Annotated in this window: 18 protein-coding genes; 12 read left to right on the forward strand and 6 right to left on the reverse strand. The window is 63.2% G+C overall.

What is annotated here, in order from left to right:
* Nucleotides 1-113 precede the first annotated feature (113 nt).
* From NKH71_RS24035 to NKH71_RS24045, 3 genes are all read left to right on the forward strand, one after another.
* Nucleotides 114-1073, forward strand: a complete 960-nt coding sequence (locus tag NKH71_RS24035; RefSeq protein WP_352481372.1) for a TAXI family TRAP transporter solute-binding subunit — start codon at nt 114-116, stop codon at nt 1071-1073.
* A gap of 180 nt (nt 1074-1253) precedes the next feature.
* Nucleotides 1254-3350 (forward strand): TRAP transporter permease, encoded by a 2097-nt coding sequence (locus NKH71_RS24040; protein ID WP_352495444.1) that lies wholly within the window; start codon nt 1254-1256, stop codon nt 3348-3350.
* A complete protein-coding gene (locus NKH71_RS24045) occupies nt 3347-3730 on the forward strand; it encodes a DUF1850 domain-containing protein (RefSeq protein WP_352789103.1) in 384 nt (127 codons plus the stop codon). The genes NKH71_RS24040 and NKH71_RS24045 overlap by 4 nt, the downstream gene beginning before the upstream one ends.
* Here the strand turns inward: NKH71_RS24045 and NKH71_RS24050 are convergent.
* The 3 genes from NKH71_RS24050 to NKH71_RS24060 form a co-directional block, all read right to left on the reverse strand.
* On the reverse strand, nt 3643-5370 hold the full coding sequence (locus tag NKH71_RS24050) for a saccharopine dehydrogenase family protein (RefSeq protein ID WP_352789100.1): 1728 nt from the start codon (nt 5368-5370) through the stop codon (nt 3643-3645). The two genes, NKH71_RS24045 and NKH71_RS24050, sit on opposite strands and share 88 nt — an antisense overlap.
* A gap of 50 nt (nt 5371-5420) precedes the next feature.
* Nucleotides 5421-5807: a thiol-disulfide oxidoreductase DCC family protein gene (locus NKH71_RS24055; RefSeq protein ID WP_352481375.1), complete on the reverse strand. Its 387-nt coding sequence runs from the start codon at nt 5805-5807 to the stop codon at nt 5421-5423.
* 251 nt (nt 5808-6058) lie between these two features.
* On the reverse strand, nt 6059-6205 hold the full coding sequence (locus NKH71_RS24060; protein ID WP_023718851.1) for a hypothetical protein: 147 nt from the start codon (nt 6203-6205) through the stop codon (nt 6059-6061).
* A gap of 407 nt (nt 6206-6612) precedes the next feature.
* On the opposite strand from NKH71_RS24060, the gene NKH71_RS24065 reads away from it, so the two are divergent.
* From NKH71_RS24065 to ligD, 3 genes are all read left to right on the forward strand, one after another.
* Nucleotides 6613-7119: a YciE/YciF ferroxidase family protein gene (locus tag NKH71_RS24065; protein WP_023718852.1), complete on the forward strand. Its 507-nt coding sequence runs from the start codon at nt 6613-6615 to the stop codon at nt 7117-7119.
* A gap of 125 nt (nt 7120-7244) precedes the next feature.
* Nucleotides 7245-8096 (forward strand): non-homologous end joining protein Ku, encoded by an 852-nt coding sequence (gene ku / locus NKH71_RS24070; protein WP_352789099.1) that lies wholly within the window; start codon nt 7245-7247, stop codon nt 8094-8096.
* 9 nt (nt 8097-8105) lie between these two features.
* Nucleotides 8106-10607 (forward strand): DNA ligase D, encoded by a 2502-nt coding sequence (ligD, locus tag NKH71_RS24075; RefSeq protein WP_352789096.1) that lies wholly within the window; start codon nt 8106-8108, stop codon nt 10605-10607.
* 224 nt (nt 10608-10831) lie between these two features.
* Here the strand turns inward: ligD and NKH71_RS24080 are convergent, their stop codons facing one another.
* The gene (locus NKH71_RS24080) at nt 10832-11506 is read right to left on the reverse strand and encodes an ArsR/SmtB family transcription factor (protein ID WP_352789094.1); all 675 of its coding nucleotides are present in this window, start codon (nt 11504-11506) and stop codon (nt 10832-10834) included.
* A 68-nt stretch (nt 11507-11574) separates the two neighbouring features.
* Between NKH71_RS24080 and NKH71_RS24085 the strand changes: the two genes are divergently transcribed.
* From NKH71_RS24085 to NKH71_RS24095, 3 genes are all read left to right on the forward strand, one after another.
* Nucleotides 11575-11790, forward strand: a complete 216-nt coding sequence (locus NKH71_RS24085) for a DUF1127 domain-containing protein (RefSeq protein WP_352481378.1) — start codon at nt 11575-11577, stop codon at nt 11788-11790.
* Nucleotides 11791-11885: 95 nt separating this feature from the next.
* Nucleotides 11886-12218 (forward strand): NIPSNAP family protein, encoded by a 333-nt coding sequence (locus NKH71_RS24090; protein ID WP_023718857.1) that lies wholly within the window; start codon nt 11886-11888, stop codon nt 12216-12218.
* Complete coding sequence (locus tag NKH71_RS24095) at nt 12215-12559, forward strand: antibiotic biosynthesis monooxygenase family protein (protein ID WP_023718858.1); 345 nt, start codon at nt 12215-12217, stop codon at nt 12557-12559. The genes NKH71_RS24090 and NKH71_RS24095 overlap by 4 nt, the downstream gene beginning before the upstream one ends.
* Nucleotides 12560-12565: 6 nt before the next feature.
* On the opposite strand, the gene mbfA is transcribed toward NKH71_RS24095, so the two are convergent.
* A complete protein-coding gene (gene mbfA / locus NKH71_RS24100) occupies nt 12566-13549 on the reverse strand; it encodes an iron exporter MbfA (protein WP_023718859.1) in 984 nt (327 codons plus the stop codon).
* A 181-nt stretch (nt 13550-13730) separates the two neighbouring features.
* Here mbfA and NKH71_RS24105 point away from each other — a divergent pair, with 181 nt between their 5' ends.
* The 3 genes from NKH71_RS24105 (at nt 13731) to NKH71_RS24115 (ending at nt 15974) form a co-directional block, all read left to right on the forward strand.
* Nucleotides 13731-14048: a hypothetical protein gene (locus NKH71_RS24105; RefSeq protein ID WP_352895367.1), complete on the forward strand. Its 318-nt coding sequence runs from the start codon at nt 13731-13733 to the stop codon at nt 14046-14048.
* Between the two features lie 202 nt (nt 14049-14250).
* Complete coding sequence (locus tag NKH71_RS24110) at nt 14251-15228, forward strand: threonine/serine dehydratase family protein (protein ID WP_352495447.1); 978 nt, start codon at nt 14251-14253, stop codon at nt 15226-15228.
* A gap of 92 nt (nt 15229-15320) precedes the next feature.
* Complete coding sequence (locus NKH71_RS24115) at nt 15321-15974, forward strand: glutathione S-transferase family protein (protein ID WP_352495448.1); 654 nt, start codon at nt 15321-15323, stop codon at nt 15972-15974.
* Nucleotides 15975-16010: 36 nt separating this feature from the next.
* Here NKH71_RS24115 and NKH71_RS24120 read toward each other — a convergent pair whose 3' ends face one another.
* Nucleotides 16011-17147 carry an ABC transporter permease gene (locus NKH71_RS24120; RefSeq protein WP_023718863.1) on the reverse strand — a complete coding sequence of 379 codons (1137 nt, stop codon included), beginning with the start codon at nt 17145-17147 and terminating at the stop codon, nt 16011-16013.
* Nucleotides 17148-17155: the final 8 nt, after the last annotated feature.

The following is a 17155-nucleotide window of genomic DNA, read 5'->3' on the forward strand; positions in this document are numbered from 1 at the left end:
CGTTCGTCTAATCGCTGCTATTGCGGGTTGGCATTTCCCGCCCGCTGTCTAAACTCGCTTCGCTTCGTGCCGCAGAGGAGGGCACGGCGGCGCATTTTCAGGGAGGAAATCGCATGCTCAATTTCAGGACGAAATTTGTTGCAGCCGGCGCGCTGGCGCTGTCGCTTGGCCTTGGCGCGGTATCGGTCAAGGCACAGGAATTCATCAACGTGCTGACCGGCGGCACGTCGGGCGTCTACTATCCGCTCGGCGTAGCGCTGTCGGAGATCTATGGCAAGGGCATCGAAGGCGCGCGTACCCAGGTGCAGGCGACGAAAGCGTCGGTCGAAAACCTCAACCTGCTGCAACAGGGCAAGGGCGAGATCGCCTTTGCGCTCGGCGATTCCGTCAAGCTGGCCGCCGAGGGCAATACCGAAGCCGGCTTCCCAGGCAAGCTCGACAAGCTGCGCGGCATTGCCGCCATCTATCCCAACTACATCCAGATCGTCGCCAGCAAGGAGTCCGGCATCAAGACGCTCGCCGACCTCAAGGGCAAGAGCCTGTCGGTCGGCGCGCCGGCCTCGGGCACCGAGCTCAACGCCCGCACGATCTTCGCCGCTGCCGGGCTGAAATACGAAGACCTCGGGCGGATCGAATATCTGCCCTTCGCCGAATCGGTGGAGCTGATCAAGAACCGCCAGCTCGACGCTACGCTGCAATCGGCTGGCCTGGGCGTTGCCTCGATCCGCGACCTCGCCACCTCGGTCCCGGTCAACATCGTTGCCGTGCCGGCGGAGGACGTCGCCAAGATCGGCTCGCCCTATCTTTCCGTGGTCATCCCGAAAGGCACCTATGAGGGCCAGACCGATGATGTCGCGACCGCCGCCGTCGGTAATTTCCTGATCACCAGCGCCGATGTCTCCGACGAGACCGCCTACCAGATGACCAAGCTGCTGTTCGAGCATCTCGACCAGCTCACCGCTGCCCATGCCGCCGCCAAGGCGATCGACCCGGCCAAGGCGCTCGACGGCATGCCGGTGCCGCTGCATCCAGGCGCCGAGAGGTATTACAAGGAAAAGGGATTGGTGAAGTAAGGCGCCATCCCTCCCCCTTGAGGGGAGGGTGGCCCGCAGGGCCGGGAGGGGTCCTCGGCGACGCGCTCCATCGTTCAGGCAAAGGTCGAGGCAGTTGAGGTTACCCCACCCGTCCATCCGCCTTCGGCGGCTGTCCACCCTCCCCTCAAGGGAGAGGGACGCCCCCCAGGAACCCCGCCAATGACCGAAACCCCGACCGTTCTTTCCACCACAGCCGAAATCGCTGTCGAAGGCCTGCCACCGGGCTTCGGCGAAGGCATCGCCGGCAAGGCGGCTTTTTTTATCGCCGTCGCCTTCTCCATCTTCCAGATCTACATCGCCGCCTACGGCAGCCTGCCGAGCCAGGTCGTGCGCGCCATGCATGTCGGCTTCCTGCTGCTGCTCGGCTTTGCCCTGATCGCCAATCTGCGTGCCAAAAGCGTCCCGGCGAAAGCAGTCTTCTGGACTCTCGGCGTGCTCGGCTTCGCCACCGGTCTGTACAACTGGGTATTCTATGCCGACCTGATCCGCCGCTCTGGCTTCCTCACCACGCCTGACCTGATCGTCGGCGCGGTGCTGGTCGTGCTGGTCTTCGAGGCGGCGCGGCGGTTGATGGGACTGCCGCTTGCCGTTATTGCGTTCATCTTTCTCGCCTACGCATTTGCCGGCAATCATCTGCCACCGCCTTTCATCCATCGCGGCTATGATTTCGCCCAGCTCGTCGACACCTTCGCCTATGGCACCGAAGGCATCTACGGCACGCCGATCTATGTCTCGGCCGCCTACATCTTCATCTTCGTCGTCTTCGCCGCCTTTCTCGAACGCGCCGGCATGATCGCGCTGTTCAACGATTTTGCACTTGGCCTGGTCGGCTCATGGCGCGGCGGCCCGGCGCAGGTCTGCGTGCTGTCCTCGGCGCTGATGGGCACCATTTCCGGCTCCGGCGTCGCCAACGTGGTGGCCAGCGGCCAGTTCACCATCCCGCTGATGAAGCGCTTCGGCTTCCGCTCGGCCTTCGCCGGAGCCGTCGAGGCGACCTCGTCGATGGGCGGCCAGATCATGCCTCCGGTGATGGGTGCGGTTGCCTTCATCATGGCCGAGACGCTGAACATTCCCTATGCCGCGGTGGTCAAGGCGGCGATCATTCCGGCGCTGCTCTATTTTGGCGCCTGTTTCTGGCAGGTGCATTTGGAGGCCGGCAAGGCCGGCCTGCACGGCATGGCCAAGGCCGACCTGCCCAATCCGTGGGATGCGGTGAGACAACACTGGCCGCTGGTACTGCCGCTCGCAGCACTGATCTACCTGCTGTTTGCCGGCTACACACCGGTCTTCGCCGGCACCATGGGCCTGGCGTTGACCATTGTGCTTATCCTCGGCACGCCGCTGGCGGCATCGATCGGGCCGCTCGCCTTCCGCGTCGTCTTCTGGCTGGCGCTCGGGCTTGCCGCCGCTTCCTTCATGAAGTTCGGCGTCAACATCCTCAGCCTGGTCATCGCCGTGCTGGTCGTCGCCTGCCTCACCTTCAAGGGCGGGCGCGAGACACTGCGCATATGCGTCGATTCCCTTGCCGAGGGAGCAAAGAACGCGCTGCCGGTCGGCATTGCCTGCGCCATCGTCGGCATCGTCATCGGCACGCTGACGCTCACCGGCATCGCCTCGACCTTCATCGGCTGGATCATCTCGATCGGCGAGAACAATCTGTTCCTGTCGCTGCTTTTGACCATGCTCACCTGCCTAGTGCTCGGCATGGGCATCCCGACCATTCCCAATTACATCATCACCTCGTCGCTAGCCGGGCCGGCGCTTCTGTCGCTCGGCGTGCCGCTGGTGGTCAGCCATATGTTCGTCTTCTATTTCGGCATCATGGCTGATCTCACCCCGCCCGTGGCGCTGGCCGCCTTCGCCGCCGCACCCATGGCCAAGGAAAGCGGCCTCAAGATCGGCATCCAGGCCACCAAGCTTGCCATTGCTGGCTTCGTGGTGCCGTTCATGGCGGTCTATACCCCGGCGCTGATGCTGCAGGACCCCGGCCCGATCGCCGCCCAGTTCGGCTATCCCGTCGAGGTCGCCTACATCGTCATCAAAGCCTGCATGGGCATCGTCCTGTGGGGCGCCGCCGCCGTCGGCTTTCTCGCCCGGCGCATGGCCTGGTGGGAACGCCTCGTCGCCTTCGCCGCTGGCGTGCTGCTGGTTGCGGCGCTGCCGCTCACCGACGAGGCGGGCTGGGCGCTGTCTCTTGCCTGGATCGGGTGGCACTGCTGGCGCGCGCGGCAGGCGTCACTGGCCAATTCGGCATGAGCCTCTGCATCGTCGCGGCCGGCAAGACGATGACGCTCGCGGTCGCCGCCTTCACGCTCTCCTGGACGCATTCTGTGGAGAAGACCCATTGGCAGGAAGACTGGAAGGTGCTGCCGTCCGGCCTGCAACTCGTCGAGGCACGAATCAAGGGCTCGGGCGCCGGCATGGAGCCGCCGCAAGGCTCGGCGCTGCGCGACGGCTGGTGGGTCTATGCGCCCCGGGTCGGGCCACAGCGGCGCCTGGTGCTCGCCGCCTCGGGCGCCACGGGTCAAGGCTGGACGCTGTGCACGGCTCAGGACTGCCGCGAATTTGGCAAGGTGGCAGGCGACACGATCTCGCTGGAGCCGTGCGGGTCGGAAGGCTCTAGCCAGCCACGGTAGCGGGCGATCATGCCGGCAAGCGGATGCGAGATATCGACATGGAAGCGGAAGCGGCCATCCTCCACCGTTTCGTAGGAAGTCGAGCGTGGACCGAGCCAGATCGGCAGCGGCAAGCCAAAAAAGCTCCAGCGGCGCAAGACCAGTGCCAGCCGGCCGTCCTCGGCAACCAGTGCCATCGCGAAGGTCAGCGGGCCGAAGCGTTCGCACAGCAGGCGCTGCGATCGACCCCGGCCTGCGAACTGTAGGCTCGAAAAACTGTGCTTGCCGAATGTCCGCGTCCAGGTCTCGCCGTCCTTGTCGGTGTCGAAGCGGACATGAACCGGGATGTCCTCGCTTGCTCCGGGGAAGCCGACCATCCAGGCCATTAGCCGGCCAAGAACATTGTGCCCGCGTTCTACGCTAGCGCGGCCTGCGGCCGTGATCGTACGGTCATGCATTGACCGAATTGCCTCGGGAAGGCCTTGCCAGGCGGCACCGAGCAGCTCGGCATAGAGCGGCTTGTCCTCGTCCGCGGCCCCGTTCCTGAAGCCGGTGTAGATCGTCCGCCCGGCGAACAGGGCCTCATAGTCCCGGAGCTCTAAATCGCGCACCGCCGCCCGTGCGCCCGGCGCGGGCTGATGTCCGGCCAGCACTTTGCGGACCAGCGCTTCAACCGCCATCGACGGGATCAGCGGCCCATCGTTGCCCTCGGCCAAGAGATGCCACGAGCGCTTGCCGGTGGCGCCCGCGCGGTCCGATCCCTCCACCTCGACGAACATGCCGCCGCGATGCTCGCCCCAGCGCAGCCGGTTCGTCGCCTGATGCATCAGCGGCGCCAGCGGCGAAAGCGAACCGATCAACCCGGCGCGCACCAGCCAGGCGAGGCCGATCAGGGCGCGGTGCAGCACCTCGGGTACCGGCCCGGCTCCCATCCAGATGGTCCTCGCCTCCGGCCAAAGCTCGGCCAGAGCACGCAGGTCCGGAACGTCGACCAGCGAGAACAGCGTGTTTCGAAGCGGCAGCTGGCCCGGCGGCGCGATAGTATAGCGCAGCTGCTCGGTAAACGGACAGCCTTGTTCGGGACGGCCATTACGAACAAGGCGCACCGGCTGACCGGTGTAACCGGCGATAGCGCGAATGACGTTTCCGCCGACACCGGCGAAGGGCGACGGCGCGATGCCGCCGCGAATTCCGTCGACCCGCGTCAGGTCCGAAGACAGGCGGCGCACAACCGCCGCCGTCAGCACCGGAAAGCTCGAGACTCCGGATAGCACGAAGACGCCGGCGTTTCGCGCCGCCTCGTCGAACGCAGAGACACCGGCGACGAAATCCGAGCCGTCGGCAAGATCGAGATAGTTGACGCGCCGGGCGATGCATGCCTCGATCAGGCCATAGCGTCCCTCGCCATAGGCCTGGAACGGACCGCTCGCGTCGACCACAATATCAGGCTCAAATGCAGCGAGTTGCACGGCGAGATCGCCGTCACGGTCGAACAGTGACGGCAGCAGTTGCGCTGCCGTCGGGGCGCGCTTCTTGCAATACGCGTCAGCCTTGGCGAGCGAGCGCCCGGCGACGAACAGGATCAGATGGGGCTCGCCCTCCAAAAGCTCGACGGTGCGACCGCCAAAGGTGCCATAACCGCCGACGACAAGAACCTTCATCCGCAGTTCCCCCAAAATGCCCCGCGCCGCTCCCGGCCACGGCGATGAGCCTAGCCGATCAATCTTGCCCTCACCTCGGCGGAAGGGATTTCACAATTGTCCTTCTTGCCGAACAGGGCGTAGCGGTTCTTTGCGATGCGATCGTAGAGCCAGTCGCGAAGCGGGCGCGGCAACAACAGCAGGATCCGCGCCGCTCGCCATGGCCAGCCGAGTTCGGCCATGACGGCAACGAAACTGTCCAGGCGTGTGAAAGCCGCGCCATCGACGATGACGAGATTGGTCTCGTAGCGATCCGTCTGCAGCCCGTATTTCTTGAACAGCATCTCGCCGAGCGGCGATTGCGCCGTTACGAAATGGAAGTGGCCCTTGCGGTCGAGCTTTACCACCGTCCGCACAAAACCCGAGCACAACACGCAGACGCCGTCGAATACGATCAACGGGCGACTTGATTCGAATTCTGGCGGCTCAGGAGAATGGTTCGGCTTGACGATCACGTGGCGCCCGGCAGCTGGTGTCAGGCGACACTAAGCCTGCCGGCGGCTGGATCAAAGCCCGGAATGTTAGAGGCTTGGCGTTGTCGCCCGCCGTCTGTCGGTCAGCGCAGGGCGCTCGGCGCGATAGGTCGTTGACCGGTTGTCGGCGTCAGGCCGGCAGATACGGCTGTCGTGACGGCTTTCCCTGGTCATCATCAGTGCACGCTGATCCCAAGCGTGTTGCCACGGCGCGCGCAGGCGGGGCCTGGGCCGCGCATGTAATAGCGCTCGGGCCGATAGGTCGGCGCGACGAATTCGCGAATGGCGGCGGCATAGCCGGCGATTTGATTCCAGAAGCTCATTTTACTCGGTCCCTGTCCCGTTTCGGATGTCCCTTCCGAATTGCGGGGATCATAGCGTCCAGGCGTGAATAGTCGGTGAACGCGATGTTAATCTCTGGTCGAAAATGCCTTTGTTCATGGCTGCAATGCGGCTGATTCGCGGTGTTTCCGTGCTGTCCGTCGGCATTTCGCCCAGTGTGACTTTTGCATCACATATGTTTCGCCTGAATGTCGCCGAGGCGCGCGTTTGTTTCACTTTTGCTGCCACGGCGAAATTTCCGTGCACGTGGTCGAAAAACCAGGAACCCGCCCGTCAGCCGCACGTTGATTTCCCAGTGCCGGGACGAACCGGCTGCGCGGGCTGCAGCTTCCGGCTGGAGCCGCAGCCAAAAATCCGAAACAGCAAGAGCAATGGAAAGGCAAAGGCCATGGGCTTCTTTTCGAAGGACATCAAAACACTCGACGATCTCTTCGTGCACACGCTGCGCGACATTTATTACGCCGAGAAACAGATCGAGAAATCGCTGCCGAAGATGATCGACAAGGCGAGTGATCCGCAGTTGAAAGCCGGCTTTGAGAAGCATCTCGCCCAGACCAAGGGTCATATTCAGCGTGTCGAGCAGGTGTTCGAGCTGCACGGCGTGAAGGCCAAGGAAGTCGACTGCCCGGCCATCGATGGCATTCTCGAAGAGGCCGATGAGGTCAGCGGCGACATCGCCGACAAGGAGGTCCTCGACGCTGCACTGATCGCGTCCGCCCAGGCGGTCGAGCATTATGAGATGACCCGTTACGGCACCTTGATTGCCTGGGCCAAGCAACTGGGCCGCAGCGACTGCGCCAATGTGTTGGCCAACAACCTCAAGGAGGAACAGGCAACCGACCGCAAGCTTACCGAGATGGCGGAAAGCAAGATCAACTTGCAAGCCGCCGAGTAGGGCCGCGATCGAGAATGGAGTTCAGGCAAGGCTGGGCCGAAAGCCCGGACTTGCCTTTTGCGCCGCCGGAACCGGAACGGACTTTGCCCGTTCTCGGTTGAACGTTGTCGCGCAGGGAGTTTGTCATGGCGCCGCGCCCCGCCTGGAGAGGGTATCTCAAGCTTTCGCTGGTCACCTGCGCGGTCGAAGTGACCAATGGCGTCACCCAGGCCGAAAAAGTTTCGTTCCGCGTGCTCAACCGCAAGACTGGCAACACTGTCAAGCGCGTCTATGTCGATTCGGCAAGCGGCAAGCCGCTCGATGAAGGCGACGAGATCAAGGGCTACGAGATCGGCGACGGCGACTTCGTCCAAATCGAGGAGGAGGAGATCGAAGCCGTCCAGATCGAATCCTCGCATACGATGAGCCTCGACGGGTTCATCGAAAAATCTTCGATCCAGCAGATCTATCTCGACACGCCCTATTATGTGACGCCTGCGGACGATGTCTCGGAAGAGGCTTTTGCCGTCATCCGCGACGCCATGGCCGCCAAGAAGACGGCGGGCCTTGCCCGCATCGTGCTCTACCGCCGCGAGCGTCCGGTGGTCATCGAGCCGCTGGGCAAGGGCCTGCTGCTGACGACGCTGCGCTATGGCGATACGGTGCGCAGGCCGGAGATGGTGTTCGGCGACATTAAGCCGGTGACGACCGACGCCGAGATGATCAGGCTGGCCGAACACATTGTCGATGAGAAACAGGCGAAGTTCGATCCTTCCGAATTCGAGGACAAATACGAAAACGCGCTGATCGAGTTGGTCCGCGCCAAGAAGGCCGGCAAGAAGGCACCGAAGACCAAGGCAGAACCGCGACCCTCCAACGTCGTCAATCTCTTCGATGCACTGAAGAAGAGCCTTTCGTCGGAGGCCAGCCCGCCGGCAAAGGCCAGACGCCCGGCAAAAGGCGCCAAGTCCAAAGCCGCCCGGCGCAAATCGGCTTAGGATCAGACCATGGCCGGCCTCGAGCAATATCACGCCAAGCGCGATTTCAAGAAGACCGCCGAACCGGCCGGTAAGCTCGCGCGCGGCAAGAAAGCCGTGCCGGGTGGCATCTTCGTCGTCCACAAGCATGCCGCCACCAGGCTTCACTACGACCTTCGCCTTGAGCATGGCGGCGTGCTGTGGAGCTGGGCGGTGACGCGAGGCCCGAGCCTCGACCCGCATGAGAAGCGGCTCGCCGTGCATGTCGAGGACCACCCGTTCGACTATGCGCCGTTCGAAGGCACAATCCCCAAGGGCCAATATGGCGGCGGCTCGGTCATTGTCTGGGACGAAGGCACGTGGGTCCCCGAAGGCGACCCTGCCAAAGGGATGAAGAAAGGCCATATCAATTTCGAACTGCATGGCCACAAATTGCATGGCGCCTGGCATCTGGTGCGGCTGAAGCCGCGGCCCGGCGAAAAACGCGACAACTGGCTGCTGATCAAGTCCGACGATGCCGCCGCGCGTCCCGGTGAGGACATTTTGCAGGAGGCGCCGCAATCGGTGAAATCCGGCCTGACCATCGAGGACGTCGGCGAAGGCAAGACCGCCGACGGCAAGAAGCCAAGCGTCTGGCAGTCCGACAGGCCGGCCGCCGGCAAAGCGAAGGCTGTCGCGGCAAGGCGGCTCGAATTCGTCGAGCCGGCGCTCGCCACGCTGGAGCGGGACGCCCCGCCCGGTAAGGACTGGCTGCATGAGGTGAAGTTCGACGGCTATCGCATGCAGGCGCAGCTTGCCGGTACCGAGGTGCGGCTTTTGACACGCACCGGCCTCGACTGGACCGACAAATTCGGTGGCTCAATTGTCGCGGCACTTGGCGGCCTGAAATGTACCGATGCCGTCATCGACGGCGAAATCGTCGTGCTGGCGGATAATGGCGTGTCGTCCTTTTCGCTGCTTCAGCAAGATCTGTCGGCGGGCCGTACGGACCGTTTCATCTACTATGTCTTCGACCTGTTGCAGCTCAATGGTCAAGACATCCGTTCCGAGCCGCTGGTCGAGCGCAAGGAAAGGCTGCGCAGCCTGCTCGCCGGACAGACCGAAGAGCAGGCCGTGCGCTTCAGCGACCACTTTGCCGAGCCCGGCAAGATCATGCTGGAGCATGCTTGCCGCCTGGGCCTCGAAGGCGTCGTCTCCAAGCGTGCCGATGCACCCTACCGCAGCGGCCGTGTTCCCTCGTGGGTGAAGTCGAAATGCACGGCGCGCCAGGAATTCGTCATCGGCGGCTACACGCCGTCGGACAAGACCGGGCGTGGCCTGCGCTCGCTGCTGGTCGGCTATCACGAGGGCGGCAAGCTGCGCTATGCCGGCCGCGTCGGCACCGGCTTCACGGCCAAAGGCACCAACGAGCTGAAGAAAAGGCTTGATGCGCTGAAGACGACAACCTCGCCCTTCGACAGCGCGGTGCCAAGAGGCAAGGGGCTGGTCTGGGTCAAGCCCGAACTTGTCGGCGAAGTGGAGTTTCGCAGTTGGACGTCGGACCGTATAATACGCCACGCGTCCTTCCAGGGATTACGCGAGGACAAGCCGGCGGAGGAAGTCGTGCAGGAGAAACCGAAAGCACGCTCAGCCACGGCAGAGCCGAAGCCAAAGCCCGCCAAAACCGCAGGCGCGGCGAAAACCTCGGTTACGCTGTCCCGCCCTGACAAGCTTCTGTGGCCCGAGGAGAACGTATCGAAGCAGGATCTGGTCGATCACTACGCGCTGGTCTGGCCGCGCATGAAGCAGTTCGTCATCAACCGGCCGCTCAGCCTCGTGCGGGCGCCGGACGGTGTCGGCGGCCAACGCTTCTTCCAGAAGCATGCCTCGGCCGGCATGCACGACAAGATCGCCGTGATGAAGGATCCGACCGACGGCGAGGAGATATTGTTCATCCGCGATTTCGACGGTCTCGTGGCACTGGTGCAACTGGGCGTCGTCGAGATCCATATTTGGGGCTCGACCACCGACGAGCTGGAAAAGCCCGACCAGATCATCTTCGATCTCGATCCCGACGAGGGCGTCGACGTGAAGGCGGTGCGCGCGGCGGCACTCGAGATCCGCGGCCGGCTCGACGAACTGTCCCTGCCGAATTTCGTCAAGACCTCGGGCGGCAAGGGCTACCACGTCGTCGTGCCGCTGAAGCCGTCGGCGGATTGGGACGAGGTCAAGGGCTTCGCCCATGAGTTCGCCCGAGCGCTCGAACAGGCCGCACCCGACCGCTACACGGCGACGCTGTCGAAGAAGGCACGCACGGGCAGGATTTTCGTCGATTATCTGCGCAACGGCCGCGGCGCCACCACCGTCGCCCCCTATTCGTCGCGCGCCAAAAAGGGCGCCACGGTATCGATGCCGGTGACCTGGGCGGAGATCGAGGCCGGATTGCCGCCCAACGCCTTTCCGATCGGCGACAAGACGACGCTGAAGCGGCTCGGGCAAGCCGACCCCTGGGCGGATTTTTTCAAGCAGGCCAAGCTGCTCAAGCGCGACTAGTGCATGTCGCGCAAAAGTGTGCAGCGGTTTTGCGATAACGACATGCATCAAAACAAGGACCTAAAGCGCATCGCATGAGGCCGGTCGAACGCGACGCGCTTTAAAGCAATTCCAGGAAAAGTATGAAAAGGTTTTCCGTCCGGAATTGCGTCAAAACAAAAAGACAGAGCGGTTCGGCGTTTCCGTGAAACGACGAATGCGTACTAGCGCGTCGAAGCGATCTGTCAGGCGAGAAACGTTTTCTCGAAGGCCTGCTTGCCTGCCGGTGAAAAGATCACGGCACGGCTGTCCTTCTCGCGCCGCGCCCATTTCTCGGCGAGGATCTTGTCGAGAATGGCGGCGCCCAGCGTGCCGGCAAGGTGCGAACGCCGCACGCTCCAGTCGAGGCACGCCCGGCACACCGGTCGCCGCGCTTTGGTATGGATGTCGATGCCGATCGCGGCGAAATGCGAGGCGGCCGACGGCCCAAGCTGGATCTCCTTGTCGTCGCGCAGGAGCACTTGTCGAGCGACAAGACGGTCCAGCATCGCCACCGCCTGCTCGCCGGCGAGGTGGTCGTAGCAGACCCGCGCCACGCGCATGGCCGCGTCGCGAGGGCCGGGTCGCACCCTCTGCGGCCCGACAGCAGCAGCGACGCCGGTGATGGCTTCGATCATTCCTGCCACCTGCGGGCCGGCGAGGCCGTAATAGCGGTGCCGTCCCTGGCTCGCCAGCGTCAGCAGCCCGCCTTCCATCAGCTTCGATAGATGGGAGCTCGCTGTCGGAAGCGACACGCCGGCTTCGAGTGCCAGTTCGCTCGCCGTCAGTGCTGTGCCGCCCATCAGTGCGGACAGCATGTTTGCCCGCGCCGGATCGCCGACCAGGCTGGCAATGCGGGCTATGTCAGGGCCTTCGCGCATAGTTCGTTCCTCATCGAAGCATCCTCGTCAGACAAGCATTAATCTCGATGCAAATCAAGGAGACGACGATGCCTGCAAGGACCATTCTCAGCGCCGCGCCTGCTCGCCGGCCGTTCCCGTTAATTGTCTTGCGCCGCTTGCGGCTGTGGCTCCTGAAGCGGTGGTACGACCGTCATTCGCAGCGCCTCGATCTCGCCGAAATCGACGATCATCTGCTGCGTGACCTTGGCCTGACACCCGAAGACGTCCGTCGCGAATACGCGAAATCCTTCTGGCAGGCATGATCAGCGAGGGATTGCCTAGCATATCGATCTTCGGAACGTTTCGACCCGGCTCGAACTGTGGTCGCAAGAAACATCCACCCGCCAAGGAGGCGAAAATGACCATTACCTGCTTCATCCGCTACGAGATCGATCCGTTCGGCAAGGCGGCGTTCGAGGAATATGCCCGCAATTGGGGGCAGGCGATCCCGCGCTGCGGCGCCGATCTGATCGGCTATTTCGCGCCGCACGAAGGCTCGGCCACCACGGCTTATGCCGCCTACAACATCGACAGTCTTGCGGCCTACGAAGTCTACCGCGCCCGGCTCGCCGCCGATCCCGCCGGCAAGGCGAATTACGAGTTCGCCCGGCGGGAAAAATTCATCCTGAAGGAGGATCGCATCTTCCTCAAGCTGGCCTCCGCGCCGCATGGTCCTTTGGTGAAGCCATGATCGCCGTCATCTTCGAGGTCGAGCCGGCGGCGGGCAAGCGCGAAGCCTACCTCGGCATCGCCGCCGACCTGCGGCCGCTGCTCGACGGCATCGACGGTTTCCTGTCGATCGAGCGCTTCCAGAGCCTTGCCGATCCGAACCGCATCCTGTCGCTGTCCTTCTGGCGCGACGAGGAAGCGGTGAAGGCCTGGCGCAACACGCAGGAACATCGGCAGGCCCAGAAAGCCGGGCGCGGCGGTATCTTTGCCGACTATCGTTTGCGCATCGCCCACGTCGTGCGCGACTACGGCCTGACCGAACGCGCCGAGGCGCCAGCAGACAGCCGGGTGGTGAACGGATAGGGGCTGCTATGCATTCCCGATCAGCACCCCTGCCGCAAACACCAGCGCGCCACCCAGCACCACCTGGAAGGCGGCGCGCCAGAATGGCGTCTGCATATAGCGGTTCTGCACGAAGGCGATCGCCCACAGCTCGAAGAAAACCACCACGGCGGCGACAATGGTCGCCGTCCAGAAAAGCGGGATGAGATAGGGCAGCGCATGGCCGAGCCCGCCCAGCGTTGTCATGACGCCGACGGTCAGACCGCGTTTTGCCGGCGAGCCGCGGCCCGACAACTTACCGTCGTCGGAGGCCACTTCGGTGAAACCCATCGAGATGCCGGCGCCGATCGAGGCAGCAAGCCCGACCAGAAAGGTCTGGAACGTGTCGTGCGTGGCAAAGGCGGCGGCAAAGATCGGCGCCAGTGTTGACACCGACCCATCCATCAGCCCCGCCAGCCCCGGTTGTACGTAGGTCAGGATGAACTGGCGCTGCTCGGCCGCCGCCTCTTCGTCCTTGACCGCGCCCGGCACATGCTTTTGTTCGAGCCGCTGCGCCAGTGTCTCGTGGCCCTGTTCTGCGATCGCCAGATCGTCGAGCAGCTTTCGCGTCGACGCATCGCCTGTGCGCTTGGCCGCCTCGACATAGAACAGGTAGGCCTGCCGCTCCATGGCCTCGGCTTGGCTGCGCACATGATCGACGCCGAGCGGCCTCACCAGCCAGTCCGGTTTGCGCTCGTAATAACCCTTCACATGTTCGCGCCGGATCAGCGGTATCCGCTCGCCGAAACGCTTGCGGTAAAGCTCGATCAGTGAATCGCGATGGCCGTCCTCTTCCTCCGCCATCTCTTCGAACACTTTGGCCGATTGCGGAAAGCTTTCCGCCAGCCCGTCGGCATAGGCGCGATAGATGCGCCCGTCATCCTCCTCGGAGGAGATGGCGAGCGCCAGGATCTCCTGTTCCGAGAGCGATTCAAAGGAACGGCGGCCGAGGCCGAAAACGCGGGAAAGCATGAGAAATTCACCCTAGTTTAGAATAGTTCTAAACTATGACCTTGCACGTCGCCGGTCAATCGTGCGTGCTCCACTCATGCTCAAAAGCTACAGATTTCGAAACCCCGAGCAGGTCGTCGTTTGCTATCGGTGAACGTTCACTTATATAACCGAATCTGAACCAAGAGAAAGGAACCCGCAGATGCCGGAAAAACAGCAGCCGTTTGATCCCAAACCAGTCCTCGACCTGATCGCCAACATCGAGGCGGATCTGCAGCGCCTGAAAGGCCTGGTCGAGCAGCAGGTCGAAAAATTCGATCCCGCCAATCCGCACAACAAGGCTCGCGATGGCAAGTTGACTGAGGAGGGTGTCGAGTGCTGCTATCGCCTGTTCGACGAGGGCAAGTCGCGCTATTCGGTCGCCCAGCAGATGAAGATCTCCTTCGCCGCCGCCACCCACCGCTTCAACACCTGGCGTAAGATGGGCGGTCCCAAACGGCAAAAGACGCTGTTGGGGTGAGGAGCGGCGGCCAAGCCGGTCAATCGGCAACGATTTGTCGATTGAAGCGACGACCGCATGGCGGAGAGACGAGGAGGCGGCAGGTGGCAGGCACGCTCCTCTCCTGCCTGCAAGACAAATTGTAACCGTCACATTTTTTCATTGGTGCGCGGCCTCCCTTTCCGTGCACCATAGGCGGTCTCATTTCTTGCAGGACCTCGCCATGACCACCCCTCCCGGCATCGCCGATATCCGCAGCGCAGCAGCGCGATTGTCCGGCCTGATCGTCGAAACGCCGCTGATCGAATCGCCGGAGCTGAACAAGCGCTTCGGCGCCAGGATCCTGTTCAAGCCCGAGACGTTGCAGCGCACCGGCTCCTTCAAGTTCCGCGGTGCATACAACAAGCTCTCCTCGCTCTCGGCGGAAGAACGCGCTGGCGGCGTCGTCGCCTTCTCGTCGGGTAATCACGCGCAAGGCGTTGCCGCCGCAGCGGCGATGTTCGGCGTCAAGGCCGTCATCGCCATGCCCACCGATGCGCCGGCGATGAAAGTCGGCAATGTCAGGAAGATGGGCGCGGAAGTGATCACCTTCGACCGGGTCCGCGACGATCGCACTGCCGTCGTCCGTTCTTACGTGGAAAGGGGCATGGTCCTGGTGCCGCCCTACGACGATCCGGCCATCATCGCCGGCCAGGGCACGATCGGCCTCGAATTGATGCGCCAAGCAAGCGCGCTTGGCGTCAGCCTGGATGCGGTAGTCGTTCCCTGCGGCGGTGGCGGCTTGAGCAGCGGCATTTCGATCGCGGTCAAGGACGCCTCACCGGGCACCGCCGTCTGGGCCGTGGAACCCGAGCATTTCGATGACACACGCCGCTCGCTGATCAAAGGCGCCAGGGTGTCGAACGCGCCCGGCCACACCTCGATCTGCGATGCCCTTCTCGTCGCCGAGCCGGGCGCGATCACTTTCGAGATCAACCGCAAGAATCTCGCCGGCGCCATCACCGTTTCCGACAAGGCGGTGGCACAGGCGATGCGCGATGCCATGGCTTGCCTGAAGCTGGTCGTCGAACCTGGCGGTTGCGTCGGCTTGGCCGCGCTGTCGTCAGGCGAGATCGACCTTGCCGGGAAATGCATTGCCGTGGTGCTCTCCGGTGGCAATGTCGATCTCAGCACCTATGCCGAGATCATTGCTGCCGGCTAGGATAGCAACCAGTTCCAGGTCATGTGCCGATTCGAGGTGCTTGAGCGTCCGTTGCGCCCGGTCGAACCGGTACCCTTCAAAGACTGAGATCAATGAAACTGTTCTTCAGCCGCAATCCCAATCCTCGCCTCGCGGTCGCGGTGGCACGGTATCTCAAAGCCAAGGTCGAGTTCGAATTCGCCTCTCCCTTCGCTCCGGGGCAGGCCGAGCGCTTTCGGCCGCTCAATCCAAATCTTTCATTGCCTATCCTTGTGGGCTTGGGAAAAAGCCTCTGGGAGGCCGACGCCATAGCCTGCCGGTTTTCACGCGACACGCATTCGCATTTCTGGCGCACCGGCGACGACGAGCCCGAGATGATCCGATGGCTGAGTTGGGGCAAAGAGAACTTCGCAAGAGCCTGCGACGTCGTGCATTTCGAACGCGGGACCAAACAGCGCTATGGGCTCGGCCCGATCGATCAGGCGCGGGTTGAGGAGGGCCTGAGCGACTTCAGCACCGCCGCCGCAATACTTGATGCCGAGCTTTCCGAGCGAGACTGGCTGGTCGGAAGTTCGGTTTCCTATGCCGACTTTCGAATGGCGACGTTTCTGCCCTTCAACGACGTCGCCCGATTGCCGCTCGATGATTATCCTTCTGTCGGTCGCTGGTATCGGCAGCTTGAAGAAATCGACGCCTGGCGCGATCCCTTCGAAGGGCTCAATGCGCCTGAATTGGCGCCGGTCCCGGGTCAGGCCAAGCCGGTGTGAATCTCGGTCATTTGCACAAGCGGATCGAGTTCGACCCTAATCCAACGTCCGGCGGAACCGCACCAGCGCCACGCCGGCGAACAGCGCCACGAACACCACCAGCCAGCCGATCTCCGTTGCCACCGCCGGCAGCTCGGCGCCCTTCAGCATCACCGCGCGGATGATGCGCAGGAAATGCGTCAGCGGCAGCACCTCGCCGAAAATCTGCGCCCAGTCCGGCATGCCGCGATAGGGGAACATGAAACCGGACAGCATGATCGACGGCAGGAAGAAGAAGAAGGTGAGCTGCAGTGCCTGCATCTGCGTGCGGGCAATCGTCGAGATCGTATAGCCGAGCAGCACCAGCGCCAGCACGAAGATCAGGACGGCCGTCAACAGCAGCGACATCGATCCGGTGAAGGGGATGGCGAACAGAAGCTTCGATGCCGCCAGCACCACCAGCACCTGCACGGCGCCGACCGCCAGATACGGCAGCACCTTACCCAGCATGATCTCGAGCGGGCTGGACGGCATCGCCAGAAGGTTCTCCATCGTGCCGCGCTCGGTCTCACGCGTCAGCGCGATCGAGGTCATCATTACCATCGTCATCTGCAGGATGACGCCGAGCAGGCCGGGCACGATGTTGTATTGCGATACGGCTTCCGGATTGTAGCGCCGGTGCACTACGACCTGGAGCTGGCCCCGGGCAGCTTCGGCCGCTGTCTCCTGCATGCCGCGCGCCCTGAGCAGCGCCTGGTTGGCAACGGTGCCGAGCGTCGAGATGGCGCCGCTGGCGACGGCCGGGTCGGTCGCATCCGCCTCGATCAGGATCTGCGGGCTGTCGCCACGCTCGACCCGTCGGGCGAAATCGGCGGGAATGGTGACGACGAAGGCAACGTCGCCGCGCGCCATCAGGAATTCGGCTTCGGCGGCACTTTGCGCGACATGGTCGAAGCGGTAATAGCCGGTGGTCTGCAGCGCCGAAACCATGGCTCGCGTGTAAGGATCGCTGCTCATCGCCACCAGCGCTGCCGGCAGGCTCTTCGGATCGTTGTTGATGGCATAGCCGAACAGCACCAGCTGCATCAGCGGCACGCCCAGCATCATGGCGAAGGTGATGCGGTCGCGCCGCATCTGGATGAACTCCTTGATCAGCAGCGCACCGAGCCTGGCGAAGGAAAAGACGCTGTTTATCCCGTTCT

It is taken from the genome of Mesorhizobium sp. M0983, from assembly GCF_040318975.1.
Lineage (GTDB): Bacteria > Pseudomonadota > Alphaproteobacteria > Rhizobiales > Rhizobiaceae > Mesorhizobium.

Excerpts from the sequence above, each read along its gene's own strand:
- NKH71_RS24105 (WP_352895367.1), top strand. The coding sequence starts at position 13,731 with ATGCCGGAAAAACAGCAGCCGTTTGATCCCAAACCAGTCCTCGACCTG.
- NKH71_RS24085 (WP_352481378.1), top strand. The coding sequence starts at position 11,575 with ATGCCTGCAAGGACCATTCTCAGCGCCGCGCCTGCTCGCCGGCCGTTC.
- NKH71_RS24050 (WP_352789100.1), bottom strand. The coding sequence starts at position 5,370 with ATGAAGGTTCTTGTCGTCGGCGGTTATGGCACCTTTGGCGGTCGCACC.
- NKH71_RS24115 (WP_352495448.1), top strand. The coding sequence starts at position 15,321 with ATGAAACTGTTCTTCAGCCGCAATCCCAATCCTCGCCTCGCGGTCGCG.
- ku (WP_352789099.1), top strand. The coding sequence starts at position 7,245 with ATGGCGCCGCGCCCCGCCTGGAGAGGGTATCTCAAGCTTTCGCTGGTC.
- NKH71_RS24095 (WP_023718858.1), top strand. The coding sequence starts at position 12,215 with ATGATCGCCGTCATCTTCGAGGTCGAGCCGGCGGCGGGCAAGCGCGAA.
- NKH71_RS24065 (WP_023718852.1), top strand. The coding sequence starts at position 6,613 with ATGGGCTTCTTTTCGAAGGACATCAAAACACTCGACGATCTCTTCGTG.
- ligD (WP_352789096.1), top strand. The coding sequence starts at position 8,106 with ATGGCCGGCCTCGAGCAATATCACGCCAAGCGCGATTTCAAGAAGACC.
- NKH71_RS24080 (WP_352789094.1), bottom strand. The coding sequence starts at position 11,506 with ATGCGCGAAGGCCCTGACATAGCCCGCATTGCCAGCCTGGTCGGCGAT.
- NKH71_RS24040 (WP_352495444.1), top strand. The coding sequence starts at position 1,254 with ATGACCGAAACCCCGACCGTTCTTTCCACCACAGCCGAAATCGCTGTC.
- NKH71_RS24110 (WP_352495447.1), top strand. The coding sequence starts at position 14,251 with ATGACCACCCCTCCCGGCATCGCCGATATCCGCAGCGCAGCAGCGCGA.
- NKH71_RS24090 (WP_023718857.1), top strand. The coding sequence starts at position 11,886 with ATGACCATTACCTGCTTCATCCGCTACGAGATCGATCCGTTCGGCAAG.
- mbfA (WP_023718859.1), bottom strand. The coding sequence starts at position 13,549 with ATGCTTTCCCGCGTTTTCGGCCTCGGCCGCCGTTCCTTTGAATCGCTC.
- NKH71_RS24060 (WP_023718851.1), bottom strand. The coding sequence starts at position 6,205 with ATGAGCTTCTGGAATCAAATCGCCGGCTATGCCGCCGCCATTCGCGAA.
- NKH71_RS24045 (WP_352789103.1), top strand. The coding sequence starts at position 3,347 with ATGAGCCTCTGCATCGTCGCGGCCGGCAAGACGATGACGCTCGCGGTC.
- NKH71_RS24035 (WP_352481372.1), top strand. The coding sequence starts at position 114 with ATGCTCAATTTCAGGACGAAATTTGTTGCAGCCGGCGCGCTGGCGCTG.